A 19,368-nucleotide genomic window follows, 5' to 3' on the forward strand; every position below is an offset into this window, starting at 1 on the left:
CCTCCCATCAATAATCCAATTTCTGATTGTTGACCGCCTCGATGAGCGCCAGATTCAGCACGAATAGAAAACATATGAACAAGAGCAGAAGCATGCCCTCCGGCGTGCCGATCTGGTTTTGGATAAATTTTGGAAAGGGCACTTCGAGATAGTAAACGGAAAGTCCCGCCGTAGACACATACAGCAGCGGCACCATGAAAAGCGTCAGCCGCATGGCTTCGCTGTTCAGCCTTTTCCGTTCCTCCATCCGTCCTCTCGCCTGCCCCATCTGGATCAGAATATCCTCCAGCCCCAGCGAAACGTCCCGGCCCTTCTCCGCCGCTAGGCGAATGCATCCTGCCATCATATAGCTCCAGTTGGTGCCTACCGCGTAGGAAAACACGCCGGCGGCCTCCCGGATCTCCAGAGCGCTTCCGGTGCTCCGCAGCCGCAGCAGCATGCGGTGCAGCAGACGGCAGCATATGCTGCAATCCCTGATCTGCGGGATCGTCCGCTCCAGCGCCTCATAAACATTTCTGCCGCAGATCCGATACTGGCGCAGAAACTCTGAAATGACCTTCTCGCCCTCCGCGCTGCCCCGCCGGCGCCGCGTCTCAAGACGAAGGCGCAGAAAAAGATAGGGCGCCGCCCCGCCGCTTCCTCCGATGAGAAGCGCCGTCAGCGGGTGAAAACTGCGTGCAGCCGTCAGCGTCAGAAAGCACATAAGCGCTGAACAGCCCGCAAGAAACGTCCCCGGACTGCAGGGCCTTTCCATCGTGGCTCCCAGCAGAAAATGGAGATGCCGCTTCATCGGGTCCATGGACTGGGCGTGCTCCGCGCCCGCCGCCAGCCTGTGCCGCGCCGCGAAACCGCGCTGCAGTCTGAACATATCCTCCCGGAACAGCAGGAGCATTCCCACGTAAAACATCGCGTACAACGAGCCTGTTACCATTCTGTCAGTCACTGTATCCCTCCCCTATCCGCGCCTTCTCCGCGCTCCCGGCGACCCGCGTCCTCTCCCAGTTCTCCACCCTCAGGGCGGCTCCCGTTCGCCAGTTCCCACAGGACCCGCTGCATCTGCCTGAACTGTTCAGGCGCTTCTTCCCTCCCGTAGCGCTCCTTGTCCTCGCCGATGTGATCCCGCCAGCTCCATCTGTCCTTCTCATAATCGTAGGTACAGATCGGAACGGTTCGGGGCCTTCCCGCCGTTCGGTCATAGCTCAGCTCAAAGATCCCCCGCAGGCGTTTCTGGCTCTTATCCGCTAACTGGACAAAGTGAAACAGATAATCAAAACTCTCCGCGGCTTTACGTTCAGTCATGGCAAAATCTCCCCCTGAGGACTTGACGATCTCCGCAGCCATCTCAGCCGGAAAGTCCCTGGGATTTCGCGTGTGAAAGGTGATCTTCATCCGTTTCGTACCCTTGCAGGCAATGCGCAGCGCCGTGTCCAGCGCGTTCCCGTCCCGGGCTTCTGCCAGCACGAAATAATCCGCGTCGCTTCGAAGCAAATGTTTGGATATATTCCGGAGCTTCTCATTGTCGGCCAATAACTGCACCACCGGAGCCTCCGGCATGAGCTCATGAAGTGGGATCTCCGGGTCCGTCTCCACCATCACGCCTTCCAGCGATGGGTCTTCACAGCTCTGCCAGGTACAGAGAAAGGTACTTTTCGCCGTGCGCACCGCCCCCAGAAAAGCTACGGAAAATCCGATCCTCACCATAGCCTTGAACAACGGGATGGCCTCCCTGGGAATCGTCCCTCTGTCCGCCTGCTCCTCAAAGGTATAATTGGGCACCACGTAGCGGCGGAAAATGATCGTGTCCTGACCTGTTTTCGCCATACCGCCGCAGAAGATGGTCACCCGCGTCCCGTCCAGCAGATAGATCTCATGTACCTCCCTGTCCAGCCGCTCCTCCGGCGTCAGCAACAGAAACGCCCGGATCAGCTGCTCCCTGCGGTTCTTTTCTATGGACTGCGGCTTCCGCATCATCTTTCCATTCTCCAGGAAATAGATCCTGTCTCCGATGATCTTTGCTGAACTGCTCTGTGCATATTCTGGACCAAACCACTGTGCAACGCCCGCAAGTCCCCAGTTTTCATGATACACAGCCTCTGTCAGCCCTTCATACCAGGGCGGAAATGCCGTATCGGCAGCGCCGTATTCCCGGATGAGCGATCGCACCCGGTCCTTGAAATAGTCTGTCTCGTTCTTGTAGCCGATGATCGCTTTCTTCTGTATTTCCATGGAGGATTTCAGGTTTTCCTCTCTCTCCCACTGCTGAAAAAACGCTTCCTTGATCCGGGTGCAGATCTTCCGAAACTCCCCGTACGTCTCTCCCTGGCGGGCGCGGGCATCTGCAGTTCCCTCCGCCGGACCCTGGTCCTCCTGATTTCTCAGATATTCGCTCAGATAAAACTTTTCCATCTCTTTTTCCTCTGCTTTTCTATGGGTCCCTCACCCGCACGGCGCAGGATCTCATTGGACAGATTCAGCAGATCCGCCTCGTAAGCCCGGCTGCGGTACGCCAGCAGCGTTCTGGCCTCCGCTTCGGCCCGCCTTCCCTCCTGTGTCTCCGCCGCGGTGAACAGCGATTCCTGCGGTATATTCAGCCTCCGGCAAAGGTATTCTCTCGAGTAGGGATCCCCTTCTTCAAATCGGTTGCACACCCAGAGCGTAAAGGCCAGATCCAGTTTTCGGTAAAGGGGCGTCAGCTTTTCCAGCCGCTTCAGCACGCCTTCCTGCTGGGTCAGCGTCAGTATGAGCTCGTCTCCCATGATCAGAGAACCCAGCGCCAGTCCATTGTCGATCTCGCTGCCGCTGTCCGCCAGGATCAGATCGAATTCGTCCCTCAGTTCGGAAAGCAGATAAGAGGACATCTCCGGCTGATAATACCGCTCCTCGCCGATGGTCGCCACGCCCCCGATCACATAGAGATTTTCCGTACAGCGGCAGCCCGCCAGCACTTCCTCCCTGTTCAGCAGGCGATTATCCAGATAGTGCCTGAGCCCCTCCACATTTTCTCCCACAAAACCGGTGTAGGCCGCTCCGTAGCGCCCCTGCAGATTGACAAGAAGCACTCTTTTTTCTCTCTTTTCCCCTGCGATCAGTTCTGCCGCAGACTGAGCCAGCATGGAAACGCCCGTCTTACTGTCCGCGCCGTGAAAAACAAACAATTTACTCACCTTCCGCCTCCTCCGATCCGACGGACTCGTCTCCGGCAGTGTTTTCCGGCGGTTCGACCTCTCCCGTTCCCCCGTCTTCCGCCTCGTTTTTTTTATGCGCCCCGGCTCTCACTGCCCCTTTGCCTCCTTTGGACAGCGCGGCGCTGGACGCAGTCAGTTGCGGCTCCTGAACCACGAGGATCCCTCCCTCGGAGACCACAGCCTGTCGGATGCGCCCGTACTCGGAAAGAGTGGTCACCAGCTCCAGATGACTGATCTCCGAGGTGCTCATGGTCCGATCCAACGCTTCCGGCTTCTTTCCGCCGCCGGGATCGGTGACCTCCTGTTCACTCTGGTCTTTCACGAAGGCCACCCGGTACTCGCCGACCTTCTGCAGCGAGACTCCGCCGTAAAGGGATACCAGATCTCCTTTCCGCAAAGAACTGCTTCGCATAGCGATCCAGTCCTGCGGAAGAACGTAAAAGGACTGGCCGCTTTCCGGCAGATCCCCGTCCTCTGCGAAATAAGCGGAAGCGATCTGCTGATTTTTCAGGAGCACCGCTCTTGTGCGGCGTCCTGTCAGGGAGCTCCCATTCTCCGGCTTCAGCGCTCCGCTCACGACGCTGTCCTTCTGCACCCGCGATGTGATAAAGGCTCCCGACGTGATCACCGTCCCCGCCGGTATTTCCGCGGCGGCCACCAGTACCGCCTCTGTCATAAACTGCTCCCGCCCCTGCACCTCCCAGAAGATCAGCCCTGCGGCAGACAGTGCGATCAGGACAACCCCGATCCACGTTTTCCATTTCCCCAAACTTATTCCCGCCTTTCAAATTACATACGTTTTATCAAATTACATATTTTGTATTTTTATCTTAATTCAGCTTTTGAGTTTTGTCAACCATTATTTGTAATTAATATCAAATATTATTCTCGATCTCTCTTTTTATCCTTTTGCCGTGTACTGCGGGCGTCCGGCTTCACCATACCCTGATGGCGCACGCCAGCTGCAGGGCTCCGCATGTGCGGCAGATGACCCTGAAATGAGGTCACGCCGTAAGCTGCATGTCCTTTTTACCAACATAAAAATACCAGCTGAAATAATAGATCTCAGCTGGTATTCCTGTCCGTATATGTTCCGACGCCTGCGCTGGAGAGCATACGGTTCTGTTCTCTTGTTGAACTAAGAAATAGGGGAAAACGGCCAAAAAAAATGAATATCACCGAAAAACACGGGTCGATCAGTAAAAATATCTCAATATCAGGTGTGAAATAGGCGAAAGAATAAAAAAATGTTTATTCTAACCTATCTGGCAGCTCTTTTTCGGTGAATCTGAAATAAAAATCTAAAGTTCACCTATTTACCCCGTCGCACACCGCTGATCGGGACCTGCCGCCTGCCGGAGGTCTGTATTTCCCAGCAGGACCGCAGGACTGCACCTTCATCACCAAGTTACCGGACCCCGCCCAACCGGCGATCCGCCGCTGATCGGGACCTGCCGCCTGCCGTGAGTCTGCGTCTGGCCTGCCGGAGCTGACAGACCGGCTCAGCACAGCCCCAAAACCGCGCAGCGCAGAATTGTAAAAGCGCAGCCCCAAAACCCGCTGAAGCGCAGGCGCGCTGCAGAATCGCCCGCAGAAAAGCAGATCACAAAAAACAACGTCCGTTCCGGCGCTCTCAGGCCGGAACGGACGCTTTATACTGTTTGCCGACGCAGACCCAGCCTGCGGCTCCTGCACCTTTTCTTATCTGAATTACAAAGTCGCAGGATCTGTTTTATTTCTCTTTTTTCTGCTCGCCGTCGTCCACGTTTTTGAAGCGTTTGATCTTCTGCGTGGTGGTCTTTACGAATTCATCGGTCCGGATCGAGAAGTCGCGCACGCGCTTATATACGGGGAGCTTTTCGTTGATATCCTTTATGGTCTCCCTGATGAGCGTGTAAATGTCGTCTTCCTTGTAGTCCTTGCCGAATTCTTCGTAGATCACATCGTAGGCCGGGCGGATCTGCGCGCTGACCAGCGTGTCGTCGTCCTTTTCCACGCCGTGGACCAGCGATTCCTGTATATATTTGTTTCGGTTGATGTACATCTCCACTTCTTCCGGATAGATGTTTTTCCCCGTCTTCGTGACGATGACGTTCTTCCTTCTTCCCGTGATGTAGAGCCAGCCGTCCTTATCCAGGAAACCCAGATCTCCCGTGTGGAACCAGCCGTCTTTCTCCAGCACAGCCGCCGTTTTTTCCGGCATCTTGTAATATCCCAGCATGACGTTGGGCCCCCGGTATACGATCTCGCCGATCCCATCCTCGTCGGGCTGATCGATGCGGAACTCGCCGCATTTTACCGCCGGCCCCACTGAACCTGCTTTTCCGTACCGCGGACAGAAATCCGGCGTTCCGGAAACCAGAGGCGAACACTCTGTCAGCCCGTAGCCCTGCAAAACAGTAAAACCCAGATCCTCAAAACCGCGGAACACATTGGGATCGATCCCTGCAGCCCCTGTGATGATCATTCTGAGCCTGCCGCCAAATTTCTCATACACGCTCTTGAAAATCTTGCGGTGAACGTGGATCCCCATAGCCGACAGCGTCCGGTTCAGCTTAATGCCTTTTTTCAGCATGCCTGCCTGTCCGGATTTTTCCGCCTGTTTCCAGATCTTCTCGTACATGGACTCAAAGATCAGCGGAACGCCCACCAAAACAGTGGCCTGCGCTTCTCCCAGATTTTTTACCACGTAGCGCAGCCCTTCGTAAAAGGCCGTGGAAGCTCCCCTATAAAGGACCAGCGACATTCCCATCGTTGACTCAAAGGTATGGTGGATCGGCAGGATGGACAGCGTCCGGTCCTCCGGCGTCACGTAAGCGATCCGGCAGGTGTCCATGATATTAGTCGCCAGATTCCTGTGTGACAGCATGACGCCCTTTGCCGCCTCCGTTGTACCAGATGTAAACAGAAGAACGTGCATCTCGTCGGGATCGATCTCAGCGTCCAGAAAATCTCTGCGGCCTTCAGCCAGCAGCTTCTCGCCCTCGCCCACCAGATGCTCCCAGGTGGTGTCCTCTCCAGGCTGGCGCTGCGGAAGCGTCTCCGACATATCCGTGCGGTCGCCGTAGACCTTCATCTCGATCTTAAATGGAATATCGTAATTTTCAAAATACTTTGCGTAAGTCTTTGTGTAGAAGATGGCCTTGCAGTCTGCAATGCCCAGCAAGGTGTAGATCTCCTCCTGAGAAAGTTCCTTGTCCAGAGGGACCACAACGCCGGTTCCATTGACCGCCGCATAATAAGAAACCACCCACTCGTAACAGTTTTCTCCGATGACGGCGATCTTCTGTCCTTTGAGGCCCATATCCAGAAGCCTGGTGCCCAGAGCGTCGATATCGTGTTTCAGCTGCCGGTACGTGATCTCGCTGTAAGGCGCGCCTTTTTCTTTTTTGATCAGAAAAGCAGGTCTCTCCGCAAACATCTCCGCGCTTTCGGAAAGCATCTGTTTCAGTGTGGTAATCTCCCTCACCTCATGGTATGGATAATGTTGTTGGTGGCTCATAGTCACGTCTCCTTTTTTCTCCTGTAATTAATATATTACCCTACTTTTCTCAGTATGTAAAGAAATCCGGCATTATTATTCCCCGTTCAGCGCAACAAAAAACTGCCTTCCGGGCATATTCGTGATACAATTTAAGACAAAGAGATCCGAAAAAAATGTCATGGAGGTCAGCGTATGAAAACAGATCAGATCAAAGTGGTCACCTGCGCGGAGATGAAGGCCATCGAGCGTGCGGCCAACGAGGGCAGTCTGTCCTATTATCAGATGATGGAAAACGCCGGCACAGCCGCCGCAGGGGTCATCGCAGCCGGCTGCCCGGAATGTCCGGGATCTGCGGAGCCGGAGGAACGGGACGGGATGCCCCACGTCTCCGGAACGCAGATCGTCATTTTCTGCGGCAAGGGCAACAACGGCGGAGACGGCTACGTGGCCGCGCGCAGACTGTATCAAGCCGGCGCGGAGGTCACGGTCCTGACGGCGGAGGGACCCGCCGGGACAGAAGACGCCATGAAAAACGCAGAGCTGGTCCGGGCCCTGAATATTTCCGTATTCGATCCCGCCGCCTGCCCTGAGCCGCTTTCCCATCTTCTCTCCCAGGCCGACATTATCGTGGATGCCATCTACGGCACCGGCTTCCATGGGGAGCTTGCCGGATCGGTCCGCCGGTTCACCGAGGAGATAAACAGACAAAAATCCAGAGCACTCATCTATGCTCTGGATATTCCCTCCGGATTGTCCGGCGATTCCGGGCAGGCCGCCGAGGGCGCTGTGCGGGCACACCGCACCATCGTCTTCCACCGGCTGAAGCCGGTCCACGTAAAGCCGGAAGCCGGGGAATACTGCGGCGAGATCACCACTGTGGGGATCGGGATCGACTGATCCCTCCCCCTCCGGTCGTGCACGGTCTGTGCACTGCGCGATCGTTGCACGATCGTCGGCCCGTCTCCGCCCGGCTGCGACCGTCCCGCGGCGGTCGGAACGTCCCAAGGCGGCAGGCGATCCAATGGACGGGCCTTCCCCTCTTGCGGCCTAAAAGTAATCCGCTATAATGCGGCAGGCGTCTTCGATGCAGCCGTCGCAGGTCCGCAGCACCGGGTCTCCGGTCAGTCCCTTGATCACCTTGCAGATCGATGAGGTATTCATCTCTTCAAACTTCGCAGTCAGCTCTTTTGCCACCTTGTAAGTCGCCGCTTTCGTGGGCTTTTCCAAAAGCTCTCCGCCGCTGTTTTTCGCCCCGTTCAATATGAGCATGCCGGATACGGCTCCGCAGGTGCTCTGCATGCCTCCCATACCCGCTCCAAAACTCTCTGATACGATAAAGGCCGTCTTCTCGTCCAGCCCAAACAGGTCCGCGTACGCGCAGACCACCGCCTGCGAACAGTTGTACCCCTTGTGATGCAGTTCTACCGCCTTCTCGCTTCTGTTTTCCATCTGTATCTTCTCCTTGCGTTTCAATTGGTTTTTCATATATTATACTTCCTTTCACAAGGTTGTGCAAGGCCGCCGGGAGTCCATACTTCAGGACTGAAAAATCGGGGGAGGATGAGGCGCGGGACAGGCCCCATTCTTCCCCCGATCAATTATTAGAGCGGCTAGTCCTTCCGTCTATTTCGCTCCGTTGTCCCCGTATTTCTTGTTGAAATAGAAATACAGCGGAATACCTGTGATCGGCACGATCAGCCCCATGACGGAACCGGATGGATCTTCGATCAGCGAATTGATCAGCAGCCAGGTCGCCCAGAGGAGAGTCAGACCGGGAAGCACCGGGTAGCCCAGGACCTTATACGGTCTCTTCATATCCGGGCATCTCTTTCTCAGAATGAACAGCGCTAAGATCGCCATGGTATAAAATATGGTCTGAGTAAATACGACCAGAACGGTGATCTGTTCAAAGGAACCGATAAAAATAACCGCTATGCTGACGATCATCATGGCAAACTGCGCTACCACAGGCGTGTGAAATTTAGGATGGATCGTAGCGAAAACGGCGAAAAACCTCTTATCCCTTGCCATGGCATAGGTCTCTCTGGGGAAGGCGAGAATGGACCCGTTGGTGGCGCCCAGGATCGAGATCAATATGGCCACGGTGATAAAAGCGGCTCCCACCTTTCCAAACAGCAAAACGGACACGCTCGAACCCGGATTTGGATCTGCGGCCATCTCGGACAACGGCAGCAGCTTCATCAGCACAAAGTTGAACAGAGTGTATATGATGGTTACGCCGCCGATAGCCAGGAACATTGCCTTTGGCAGGTTCCTCTCCGGATCTTTGATCTCTTCCGTGACGAGGGTCACAGAGCTCCACCCGTCGTACGCCCAAAGCGCGGCCATGACAGCCAGTGCAAAGGTGCTGAAAAAGCTTCTGTCCCCTGCCGCTTCAAAGGTAACCGGATTAGCGGCTCCTCCTCCCAGGTGAGAGAGACCAAACACAATGATGACGAAAATCGGCACTAATTTCATCACCATCAGCAGCGACTGAAGCCTGCCGCTGTTTTTAACGCCCAGCATATTCACCACCGATAACAAAACGATCAGCGCCACGGCCGCCAGCTTGACCCCCATAGCGCTGAGGGGGACAAACACGCTCAAATACGTGGCAAAGCCCAACGCCAAAGCCGAAATGCTGGCAGAACAGCTGATCCAAAAGTCCGTCCAGCCCATCATAAACGCGACCAGGGGGCCGTACGTTCTTTTCAGATAGACGTAGGCGCCGCCTGCTTCCGGCATGGCCGCTCCCAGTTCCGCGTAGCACAACCCGGCCATCAGGGCGTAGCAGCCGGCAAAGATCCAGGCGGCCGTGGCGATTCCGATGGAAAATCCCGCCCTTTCAATTACAAAAGAACCTACATAAAATACTCCCGATCCGATCACAATGCCTCCAATGATCGACATTGCTCCGAACACTCCGATTTCTTTTTTCAAACCGCTGCCATCCATCTTTTTTCCTCCATTTCTTCCTCAGTGATAACCCTGTGACAATTCGATCCACACAAGCGGGCTAACAGCCGCCGTACACGATCTTCCCATCCACGATGGTCTTCAGCACCCTTGTGTCTGGAAGCGTCTCCGGATCTGCGTTGAAAATATCCTGGGAGAGCACGACCATATCCGCATACTTCCCGATCTCCAGCGTTCCCTTCACCGTCTCCTCAAAAGTAGCGTAGGCGGAGCCCGAGGTGAACATCCTCACAGCCTCCTTCACAGTGAGCTTCTGCTCCGGCAGCCACCCCTCTTCCGGCAGACCGTCCCAGTTTTTTCTGGTCACGGCCGCGTAGATCCCGTGAATTGGCTCAAAGGGTTCTACCGGATTGTCAGAGCCCGCCGCGCAGTGGATCCCTCTTTCGAGAAAAGACTTCCAGTTATACGCGTACTGTCCTCTGTCCCGACCTACTCTTTCCTCTACGATATCGATATCGGACATAACGAAGCCCAGTTCCAGTCCCGCCACCAGATCGTATGCCTGAAAACGCTCCAGAATCTCTGGATTCGTGATCTGGCAATGATCGATCCCAAACCTGTATTGATTCCCCCTGTCTTCCTTCAATACCTCCTCGTAGGCGTCGATCACCATGTTCAGTGCTCTGTCCCCAATGGCGTCGCACACAAACTGACACTTGTTTTCATAAGCCAGACGGACCATCTTTTTCAGCTCCTCTGCGGAAAAATAGATCTCCCCCCGATTCCCAGCCTCATCGCTGTAATCTTCGTCCATGGCCGCCGTCCTTCCACCGAGAGAACCGTCGGTATCCGTCTTGCACGGACCGATGCGGAAGAAAGGACTCCCATATCCGGTTCTGTAGCCCTGATCCAGGATCTTCTGGATATCCCCGGCAGTAGGCAGATACATCATCAGACTGACCCGAACAGGCAGCTCTTTTTCGCTGTCCAGCTGAAAATACGCCTCCAGCACATCCTCCGGCGTTCCGGCTCTCTTGAGTTCAAAATCGTCGGTCTGAACGGAAGTGATCCCCGCCGCCACGTATGCGCTGCAGGCGCTTAGGATCGATTCCCTGATTTTTTTCACCCCCAGCTTTGGCAGCTTCCCATAGATCAGGTTGATCGCCTCCCCGGTAAAAATTCCTGTGGGGATTCCGTGTTCATCCGCGATCGCCGTGCCATGTTCCATTTCAGGCTGCGGCTGAAGCAGATCCAGGAGCTCCAACGCCTTTGTATTGGCAATGCACATCTGCCCGCAGGTTCTCCCCAGCACGATGGGAATTTCTGAAGATATCTGATCCAGCTGCGACCGCTGCGGTATCTCTTTCACATCGAACAGATTCTGATCCCATCCCCGGCCTTCTACCCACTGACCGTTATCAATGTGTTCCTTTTTTATGTACAGCTTCACCCTGTCCACCAGCTCCTTCAGACTTTTGCATCCGTCCAGATTCACCATCCGCTGACTGTAGCCGTAAGACAAAAGATGCATATGGCTGTCGTTGAAGCCGGGTATCACCGTTGCGCCTTTCAGATCTATGATCCTCGTGTCGTCCGTCCGCATATCGAGAATGTTGTCGGTGGTGTCCAGGGCTCGTATGATACCGCCGTCAACAGCCACCGCTTCATAGACGTCCTCCGCCTGGTTCATGGCGTATACTCTGCCGTTTATCAACATCATGTCCATAATCGTTTCTCCTTTCACTTTCTGGTCCCTGTCTTTTCTGCCTTTAGTCATTCGCAACTTCCATGCCAACTTCAAATATGTTGGAAAATGAGCATTTCCGGCACCTCCCGGCTGCATCCGTCGTCATCATTGCCAATTTTTATTCTTTTTTATATGACTTTTCGTCCTTTTTGCAAAAAATATAGGCATTTTTGATAAAACGCCAACTTTTATTGACTTTTTTTCTTTCATGGACTACCCTGATATCATCGAGAAAGTTAGGATGATTCACAGACAGAGGAGGCATCACAACATGCAGTTTCAGATTGCGGATTTTCTGGGCGAGATAGACAGCGTGATGATTATCGACGAAAACTTTATCATACTGCACGCCATGCGGATCAATAACCGCATAAAAAACGGCGCCGCGTACACCAGCAACAGCCACGACCGTTACATCAATCAAAGCATATTTGACATTTTCCCGTCGATCCCCATCGGCGAAAGCTCCTACTCGGAAGCCAGGATCACAAAAAAACCCGTGCTGCGTTACAATCAGCAATACACGGACTGCTACGGCATGGTGTGCAGAACCAATAATATTACCATACCCTTGCTCCGACAGGGCAAGGTCTGCGGATACGTGGGGCTCTCCAAGGATATCACTAAAGTGGAGACCATTCTGCAGAAGGAAGACGGCAAAAACTTTTCAGCGGGAAGAAACTTTCACAGACATGAAACGTCGACGACTTTTGAAGATATCATTACCAATAACAAGGATATGCGGAAAGCCATCTCACTGGCTCAAAAACTGGCGGCCAAGGATACGCCAATCCTTATCTATGGGGAAACGGGAACGGGAAAAGAGCTGTTCGTACAGGCGATCATCAATTACAGCAACGTCCCACGCTCAAAAGTGATCACGCAGAACTGCGCGGCCATCCCCGACAGCCTGATCGAATCTGTACTTTTCGGAACGACAAAGGGCTCCTTCACCGGAGCGGAAACAAAAGAAGGCCTGCTGGAACTGGCGTCGGATGGGATTTTATTTCTCGATGAATTGAATTCCCTTCCCTATCACGTGCAGGGCAACCTCCTGCGCGTTCTTCAGGAGGGAACCTTTCGGCCCGTAGGCGCGCAGAATGAAAAAAAATCCACGGCCAGGATCATAGCCGCCATGAACATCAACCCCAGAGAGGCCATTGAAAAAAGATATTTGAGAGAAGATCTGTTCTACAGGTTCAGCAACAGTCTGGTGAGCCTGACGCCGCTGAAAAACCGTACAGAAGATATCGATCTGTACCTGGAATACTTTCTGGAAGAGTACAGACAAAAGAACCAGAGGTTCATTTCGGGCTTTTCCGATCAGCTGCGAATGGTGCTCAATGAATATTCCTGGCCTGGAAACGTCAGAGAACTCAGTCACCTGGTTGAATTTATGGTAACAAACACAGAGGGACAGATCCTGAACGTCTCTGATCTTCCCGCCTATATGACGGACGCGGTGGAGCATTCTGCGGAACACTCTGCGGGACGCTCCTATGAGAGCCGCAAAATGTCCCGGGACGGCCTTCGTGAGACCTGGAGCAGGCGGGAAGCGGACAATCGGGACAGGATCGAAGAAATAGGGCTGGACAGGTATATGGAGGAAATGGAAAAAGAGATCATTTCAAACGCTCTTTACGAATACCACGGGAGTATCGTAAATGCCGGAGAATACCTGCGTGTCCCCCGGCAGACGCTTACCTACAAAATGAAAAAATACGATCTTGACCGGGCCTCATTCAAGCATCCGAAACGATAGGCTGAAGCTCAGCAGCCTGCCCGGTCATACTCCGACTCGATCTCCCGGATCCTCTGATACAGAAAATCGTTGACCGGCGTGGGCACGCCGTACTGCCTGCCGAGCCTGCGAATGGTACCGGAAAACAACTCTACCTCCGTCATCCGATGCGCCTTCGTATCCTGCCGCAGAGAGGGCATGCTCTCCGGCGCCAGAGCGTCCAGCACGTTCAGCCATTGGGTTATCTCCTCTTCGGTGAGCGTCACGCCCTCGAAGGCGGCTACATCCCGCACTTCGCGCATGGCTTCTTTCATCAGTTCCCGCTCTTTTCCGGGATGCTGGATCCCTCCGTAATTGGTCTCAAAGACGGCCACTACCTGGTTGACGCCTACGTTCAGCATCAGCTTGTTCCACAGCTGGTGCATGATATCCTCCGGGACCAGATATGGAATTCTCGTCCTGTCAAACAGATCCGTCACCGCTTTCAGCCGCTCGTCGCGCTCCCCCGTCCCGGTCCCCACCTGCAAGACCCCTTCGTTTTGATAATAAAAACGATTGCCCTCTTTCATGGCGTCTGTAGCCTGTGCGATGCAGTAAAGAACCTTTTCGCTGCCGTAGACCGCTGCGATATCCCGCTCGCTTACAATGCCGTTCAGCACGGATATGATCAGCGTATGATCCCCTACTACGTGCTTTACGCTGTCGATCGCTTCCTCTAAGGCTGTGTATTTTACAGCAAAGACGACCAGATCCGCCTTCTCCGCCCCGCAGTCGTCCTTATCCACATAACGGAAATCGCATTTCACGTCGTTGCAAAAGACCTCATCCTTTTCATAGCGGCGGATCCGATCCCGGTCCGCCACGAAAAACACATTCTCTCTGCCTAACCTTTCCGTAAACTTTTGTCCGTACACCACGCCCAGCGCCCCCAGACCGATAATGGCCACCTTCTCTATTCTTCTCATTGTTCCTCTCCCTATCTGTGAAATTGCCGTACTTCCGTTCCTCTGAGAATTATATTTTACTATCTGCGGGAGCGATTGTCAAAAATGCCCTGCAGCCCGCAAGCGGGCTTTCGATATTTATCTTGTGTTTTTGAACTCGTGTGGTAAGATGAAAAGGACAAGAAATAAATGTAAGATCAACTTGTTTACACGTTTAAAAGGAGGGATTGAGATGAAATATTCAATTGAAGGGACGCCGCTTCCCGTGGTGATCTGCGATATGGATCCGGGCGAAGTGATGATCACAGAGCGGGGCTCCATGAGCTGGATGACCCCCAACATGAAGATGGAGACCACCAGCAACGGGGGCGTGGGAAAAGCCCTGGGCCGCATGTTCGCCGGCGAAGCGCTGTTCCAGAACCGTTATACCGCCCAGGGCGGCCCCGGAAAGATCGCATTCGCGTCCAGCTTTCCCGGTTCGATCCTGGATTTCGAGATCTCGCCGGGAAACAGCGTCATCGTTCAGAAATCAGGATTCCTCGCGGCGGAATCCACGGTGGAGCTCTCCGTCTTCTTCCAGAAGAAGCTGGGAGCCGGTCTCTTCGGCGGGGAAGGCTTTATCATGCAGAAACTTTCCGGCAGCGGCATCGCCTTCGTTGAGATCGACGGCTATGCCATCGACTACGATCTGGAAGCCGGCGAGTCCATGGTCATCGACACCGGCTATCTGGCCGCCATGACCGAAAGCTGTTCCATGGAGATCGTCACCGTTCCCGGGGTAAAGAATATGCTCTTCGGCGGCGAAGGCGTTTTCAATACCGTGGTCAAGGGACCCGGAAAAATCATACTGCAGACACTTCCCATCAACGCGGTGGCCGGCTCTCTCCGCCCCTTCTTCCCATCTGCAAAATAACCGGAGGAATCAATTCTCATATTTCCTGACCACGATATAAAACGGGATGCCCTGGACAGTTTCACTGTCCGGCGGCATCCCGTCTTTTCCTGTCATCCAGCGACGGCCCGTTCTTTTATCCCCATCGCCTTTCCCGGCCGTCATGAGAAAGCTCACGGCCGGTCTCCGACTCTGGTCACAGCCGCTTCGCTTTTTTTGCCTTTGGGATCGGGAGCTCCTCCCAGGTCAGTTCCGTGAGTCGGGCCAAATACTCCGCATCATCCAGTTCCGTGATCAAAAAATACGGTTTAGCTCCCTCATAAGGCGGCGCGTATACCGGATCTCCCAGAAATGCCGCCCCCTTTTCCGTCGGTTTCACATAGAATTGATTGTCGCATACCAGCGCGAATATTTTTCCCCTGCAGTAAACGCCGTACTCCCCGAACATCTTCCGATAACTGACGCCTTCCACTTCTCTCAGCTGTTCGCAGAGATATTCCATAAAATCCGGATTTGTTGACATATGTGTCCTCCCGTCTCTTCCTCATCCATTACTGCCGTGCTATGCCGTTATTTTAACAGTAAAAACAGGACAACAGTATGTCATGTTACTTTTTATATTTTTGAAGGATCCCCTGCGCCTCGATCCTGATCCGCGCTGCCAGCTCCGCAGGCTGCAAAACCTCCGCACTGCTCCCGAAGGACAGGATCCACCGCACCATTTCGTCTTCGTTTCCATATGAAAAATCAAATTTCAGTTTCCCGTCGCTGCGCTCAGCAAAGGAATCCGGACCGTATTCTTCAACCAGGCGGTATTTTACTTCCGGTTCAAAGAGCACGGTCATCGGCTTTTCTTCCTCGGTATACGCCTGTGATGCCGGTTTCAGCTCCGGCGCTTCCCGGCCGGAAAATCTCTCATCCTCCAGCCTGAGCTCTGTGAGCCGGTTCAGCTTAAACATCCGAAAATCGCTGCGCCGCAGGCAATATCCCAGGACGTACCAGGAAGCCCACTGAAACAGCAGACGATAAGGTTCTATAGTCCGATCCGATTCTCCTTTTGCATAATAATATCGGAAGGAGACCAGCCGTTTTTCCTCGATGGCAGCCTGAAGCATTTCGATCTTGGGAACCAGAGACGCTTTGTAATAAGTGGAGAGATCGATCCTCATGCGGTCGGCCGCGTGCGAAGCCGCCGCTGCGTCCGCCGCCAGCTTTTCGGATATCCGGTCCGTACAGGAAACGCCGGAAACACTCTCCACGCTTTTCAGCCCGATGAGGATCGCGCGCAGCTCCGGCTCGGTCAGGACCCGATGGTCGATCTTGTATCCTTTTGCTATGGAAATACCGCCCTCAAAGCCCGGTCGTGTTACCACGGGAATTCCCGCACGGCAGATATCCTCGATGTCGCGGTTGATCGTGCGGCGGGAAACCTCAAACCGTTCCGCCAGATACGGAGCCGTAACTTTTTCATTTCGCAGCAGCTCCATGATGATCCCGATCAATCTGTCGATCTTCACGACTTCCTTCCCCCTTTCGCTTCCTCCCCATTCGCCGGCTCTCCGCTTTCCTTTCATCCCCCATTCCAGCAGTGGACAGGCGCAGCCGGCGCGGCATTTTAGTACTGAGAAAAAAGCGCCGGCCTGCAATGGGATGCAGACCGGCGCCTTCCAGTCATCTCCGCTGTTCTCAAAGCGGACAAACCATATGTAATTCAGTTTGATCTGCGGCCCTATCCGGGCCGTAGGGACCGGGTCCTACAGCTGGCATTCTACAACGTATGAATCGCCCTTGAACTCGTCGTCCCAGACTTCCGCGTAGGAAATACCGAAATCGTTAACGTCGGCGGGAACTTCAAAGACCAGTTTGCCGCTGAGCGTCTTGTCCGGCTCCAGCTCCACGTCGTCCGGATACATGCCGTCGGTGAACTCGGTGTAAGCCCACGTATCTTCATCGGCCAGTTCCTCTTCAGAATCCCACAGGATCGTGAAGTCATAGTTGCCCACAGGAATATTTTCTTTATCGCCGTTGTTGTTCACGAAAATGTTCTTTACGGTGATATCGGCGATGATGAACTTATTTCCCTCTGTCTGAGGGGTATATCCGTCCAGCTCCTCAGCCGCTTCAACGCTGTTCACAGTGAATTCAAAGAATGAATTGGTGAGCGTGTCCCCCACGCTGCCGGTGACCAGCTCGTCGTAGCTTCTTCCCTGCGCGTTCAGCATTTTGTCCACGCGGCTCACGATACCGCCGTCTCCACCGCTTCCTCCGTCACCGCCGCTGCCGCCGCAGGCCGCCATGCCGAATACAAGACATAAAACCAACAGAACCGTTAAAATTTTTTTCATCTTTCTCTCCTTCCCTATCCTTTTGATAGTTTGAGTACATAAATCGACATTATATTACCATAACTCACTGCAAAAATCTACACAATTTCTTCACTAATTTCACACATATCTTTGACATAAATATCTTTTTTTGGCCTGGATCATGCATGATCCCACATATGCATCTCCATTTCCCATTGACTTTTTGGGGGCAGATATGGTAATGTATATTACGTTGTGGAGAGTTGTCAGAGTGGTCGATCGTGCGGCACTCGAAATGCCGTGTCCTTAACGGGACCCAGGGTTCGAATCCCTGACTCTCCGCCATAGACTGTCCGAAAAGACAGGAAAAAACACTGTAAATCCAAGATTTACAGTGTTTTTTTACGTTGAAACGAGGGAAATGGGCAAAAAAACAGAAAAATGAGAGGTTAAATCCCCCTCGTTGCCTCCACAAGGGCCGGAACCCCCTTCATATTGATGGCTCTCTTCATATTGCAGGCAGCGGCTTCGCCTCCGACTCGCTTCGCTCCCTGCTGTCCTTTTTTCCATTGCGGCTGAAGCCGCGGAAAAAAGCAAGAAAACTAAGCCCCGCTTCCGCCGAGGTTTTTTGGATCCCCTTTGATCCTGCTTGACCTTCTGGGAGAAGGCAGAAAGCACCTGCTGGTCGTTGGCATGGTTGGTCACCTCGAAGGCGGCGATCAGATGCGTCTTCGCGTCCACTGCCGTCTGCACATTGCAACAGCAGTGAAAGCCGTTTTTGCTGTTCATCATGCGGGCCTGGGGATCTGAGAAGTATGGAGATCAACGCTGGGGACCGTTTTGATACGCGGAAAGACGGGACGTCTCCTGGATTTTTTCTTTTTGCCACGCCAAATGACGCAAAAACGAAAAAAGAATGATTGAAATATACTTATTGTGAAATATATGGAAGTTATTTTTTCTTGTTTAGTGCAAAAGTGCTTTCAAAAAGAAAAATGCGACATAAATCGACAAGGGAGATAATAGAAATGTCTGCTGCGTCCTCTGTTTTTTTCTTTTTTGATGTTGAATACAAGGCAAAAAGAAAAAATGGATCCTCTCGTGTTTTCGATCAACTGCTGATCTGCATTTTTTTATATAGTATAGATTGGATTGGACATGAACAAGGATCGGAAGTTGTGAATGGAGCGTTTATGAATAATGAGGATCAATTCGTTACGATATGGATGTTTGCAGGGATGCTGCTTGGACTGGCCATCGGCTGTGTTATTGGGATTTTCGCCCCTGGCCTTTTACTGTTGCATGCGGTTGGTTTTCAGACAGCCTGGCCAAAAAACCTGTTTACGGACTGCCGTAAGCAGGTTTTTCTTTACTTTTTGCATGCCCTGTGCAGCATTTTCTTATCCCTCAGGCCCTTCATACGCTTATTCTTCCGGCTTCAATGGGCCGATCAACTCCCTTCAAAACAGGTCCTTAACGAGAAACCAGATCACCGGGATCAAAAGCGAGGGCAGCATGTTCAGCGTCCTGGCGTCCTTTATTTTCAGTATGGACAGGCCCGAAGCGGCGATCAGAATACCGCCCACGATGGAGACTTCCGTCAGCAGTTCCGGCGTCAGAAACGAGCTGAGAAAACCGGCGCACAGATAGATGCCGCCCTGCCAGCAGAAAAGCACCGCCGCCGCAAAGGCCATACCGATCCCGTAAGTGGACGCCAGCACCATAGATGTGACAAAGTCCAGCGTCGCATTGGTGAACAAAAAAGTGTTGTCGCCGTGGACGGCGCTCTCGATAGGCCCCAGTATGGATAGCGTGCCCACGCAGAACAGCAGTATGCCGGTGGAAAGCCCCTGCCCCAGATCCGGACCGGATCCGGGCTTCGAAAAGCGGTCGGTCAGACGGCTGAACCGCCCGTCCAGGTCCGCCATGGTCCCCGCCAGACTGCCCACGGCCAGGCTCAAAATGAACAGCACGGGAAACTGGCTGTTCGGCATGTTCTTCACCACTGCGTTGATGCCCAGCGCCACCGCCGCAAATCCCATGGCATTGAACATGGTCTCCTGGTACTGTTCCCTGATCCCTTTTTTCAGCACGCTTCCAATGATGGAGCCCGCCAGGATCGTCCCTGTGTTTACGATCGTTCCCAGCATTCT

17 protein-coding genes and 1 tRNA gene are annotated in these 19,368 nt (G+C 53.5%); 4 read left to right on the forward strand and 14 right to left on the reverse strand.

The annotated features are described in order from the left end of the window. Positions 1–7: 7 nt before the first annotated feature. The 5 genes from E0E37_RS15380 to E0E37_RS15400 form a co-directional block, all read right to left on the reverse strand. Positions 8–943, reverse strand: a complete 936-nt coding sequence (locus E0E37_RS15380; RefSeq protein WP_130863867.1) for a hypothetical protein — start codon at positions 941–943, stop codon at positions 8–10. Beyond that, the gene (locus tag E0E37_RS15385) at positions 940–2,406 is read right to left on the reverse strand and encodes an ATPase (RefSeq protein ID WP_130863868.1); all 1,467 of its coding nucleotides are present in this window, start codon (positions 2,404–2,406) and stop codon (positions 940–942) included. The genes E0E37_RS15380 and E0E37_RS15385 overlap by 4 nt, the downstream gene beginning before the upstream one ends. After that, positions 2,388–3,164, reverse strand: coding sequence for a P-loop NTPase family protein (locus E0E37_RS15390; protein ID WP_130863869.1), 777 nt, complete (start codon positions 3,162–3,164; stop codon positions 2,388–2,390). The genes E0E37_RS15385 and E0E37_RS15390 overlap by 19 nt, the downstream gene beginning before the upstream one ends. Continuing rightward, positions 3,157–3,954 carry a CpaB family protein gene (locus tag E0E37_RS15395; RefSeq protein ID WP_130863870.1) on the reverse strand — a complete coding sequence of 266 codons (798 nt, stop codon included), beginning with the start codon at positions 3,952–3,954 and terminating at the stop codon, positions 3,157–3,159. Before E0E37_RS15395 ends, E0E37_RS15390 begins: the two co-directional genes overlap by 8 nt. A 963-nt stretch (positions 3,955–4,917) precedes the next feature. Further along, complete coding sequence (locus E0E37_RS15400; protein WP_130863871.1) at positions 4,918–6,687, reverse strand: AMP-dependent synthetase/ligase; 1,770 nt, start codon at positions 6,685–6,687, stop codon at positions 4,918–4,920. Positions 6,688–6,861: 174 nt separating this feature from the next. Between E0E37_RS15400 and E0E37_RS15405 the strand changes: the two genes are divergently transcribed. Next, entirely contained in the window at positions 6,862–7,566 is a 705-nt protein-coding gene (locus E0E37_RS15405; RefSeq protein WP_130863872.1) for an NAD(P)H-hydrate epimerase, read from the forward strand. 150 nt (positions 7,567–7,716) lie between these two features. On the opposite strand, the gene E0E37_RS15410 is transcribed toward E0E37_RS15405, so the two are convergent. From E0E37_RS15410 to E0E37_RS15420, 3 genes are all read right to left on the reverse strand, one after another. Continuing rightward, positions 7,717–8,154 carry a C-GCAxxG-C-C family protein gene (locus E0E37_RS15410; protein WP_246019754.1) on the reverse strand — a complete coding sequence of 146 codons (438 nt, stop codon included), beginning with the start codon at positions 8,152–8,154 and terminating at the stop codon, positions 7,717–7,719. 138 nt (positions 8,155–8,292) lie between these two features. After that, the gene (locus tag E0E37_RS15415) at positions 8,293–9,624 is read right to left on the reverse strand and encodes an APC family permease (protein WP_130863873.1); all 1,332 of its coding nucleotides are present in this window, start codon (positions 9,622–9,624) and stop codon (positions 8,293–8,295) included. A gap of 61 nt (positions 9,625–9,685) precedes the next feature. After that, positions 9,686–11,311 (reverse strand): amidohydrolase, encoded by a 1,626-nt coding sequence (locus tag E0E37_RS15420; RefSeq protein WP_165445392.1) that lies wholly within the window; start codon positions 11,309–11,311, stop codon positions 9,686–9,688. Positions 11,312–11,603: 292 nt separating this feature from the next. On the opposite strand from E0E37_RS15420, the gene E0E37_RS15425 reads away from it, so the two are divergent. Further along, the gene (locus E0E37_RS15425; protein WP_165445393.1) at positions 11,604–13,094 is read left to right on the forward strand and encodes a sigma-54 interaction domain-containing protein; all 1,491 of its coding nucleotides are present in this window, start codon (positions 11,604–11,606) and stop codon (positions 13,092–13,094) included. A gap of 8 nt (positions 13,095–13,102) precedes the next feature. Here the strand turns inward: E0E37_RS15425 and E0E37_RS15430 are convergent, their stop codons facing one another. Further along, a complete protein-coding gene (locus E0E37_RS15430; protein WP_130863876.1) occupies positions 13,103–14,038 on the reverse strand; it encodes a ketopantoate reductase family protein in 936 nt (311 codons plus the stop codon). Between the two features lie 211 nt (positions 14,039–14,249). On the opposite strand from E0E37_RS15430, the gene E0E37_RS15435 reads away from it, so the two are divergent. Continuing rightward, on the forward strand, positions 14,250–14,930 hold the full coding sequence (locus tag E0E37_RS15435; RefSeq protein ID WP_130863877.1) for a TIGR00266 family protein: 681 nt from the start codon (positions 14,250–14,252) through the stop codon (positions 14,928–14,930). Between the two features lie 175 nt (positions 14,931–15,105). Here the strand turns inward: E0E37_RS15435 and E0E37_RS15440 are convergent, their stop codons facing one another. The 3 genes from E0E37_RS15440 to E0E37_RS15450 form a co-directional block, all read right to left on the reverse strand. Further along, positions 15,106–15,432: a TfoX/Sxy family protein gene (locus tag E0E37_RS15440; RefSeq protein WP_130863878.1), complete on the reverse strand. Its 327-nt coding sequence runs from the start codon at positions 15,430–15,432 to the stop codon at positions 15,106–15,108. An 85-nt stretch (positions 15,433–15,517) separates the two neighbouring features. Continuing rightward, positions 15,518–16,483, reverse strand: coding sequence for a helix-turn-helix transcriptional regulator (locus tag E0E37_RS15445; RefSeq protein ID WP_246019755.1), 966 nt, complete (start codon positions 16,481–16,483; stop codon positions 15,518–15,520). A 180-nt stretch (positions 16,484–16,663) separates the two neighbouring features. Then, on the reverse strand, positions 16,664–17,254 hold the full coding sequence (locus E0E37_RS15450; RefSeq protein WP_130863879.1) for a DUF4352 domain-containing protein: 591 nt from the start codon (positions 17,252–17,254) through the stop codon (positions 16,664–16,666). Between the two features lie 218 nt (positions 17,255–17,472). On the opposite strand from E0E37_RS15450, the gene E0E37_RS15455 reads away from it, so the two are divergent. After that, positions 17,473–17,560 (forward strand) — tRNA-Ser (locus E0E37_RS15455). A 57-nt stretch (positions 17,561–17,617) separates the two neighbouring features. Here the strand turns inward: E0E37_RS15455 and E0E37_RS15460 are convergent. After that, on the reverse strand, positions 17,618–18,007 hold the full coding sequence (locus tag E0E37_RS15460; RefSeq protein WP_130863880.1) for a hypothetical protein: 390 nt from the start codon (positions 18,005–18,007) through the stop codon (positions 17,618–17,620). Between the two features lie 668 nt (positions 18,008–18,675). After that, positions 18,676–19,365: a DUF554 domain-containing protein gene (locus E0E37_RS15465; protein WP_130863881.1), complete on the reverse strand. Its 690-nt coding sequence runs from the start codon at positions 19,363–19,365 to the stop codon at positions 18,676–18,678. Positions 19,366–19,368 lie beyond the last annotated feature (3 nt).

Origin of the sequence: Bacilliculturomica massiliensis (assembly GCF_900605495.1) — a bacterium.
In the GTDB taxonomy this organism is placed as follows: Bacteria; Bacillota; Clostridia; order Peptostreptococcales; family Anaerovoracaceae; genus Bacilliculturomica; species Bacilliculturomica massiliensis.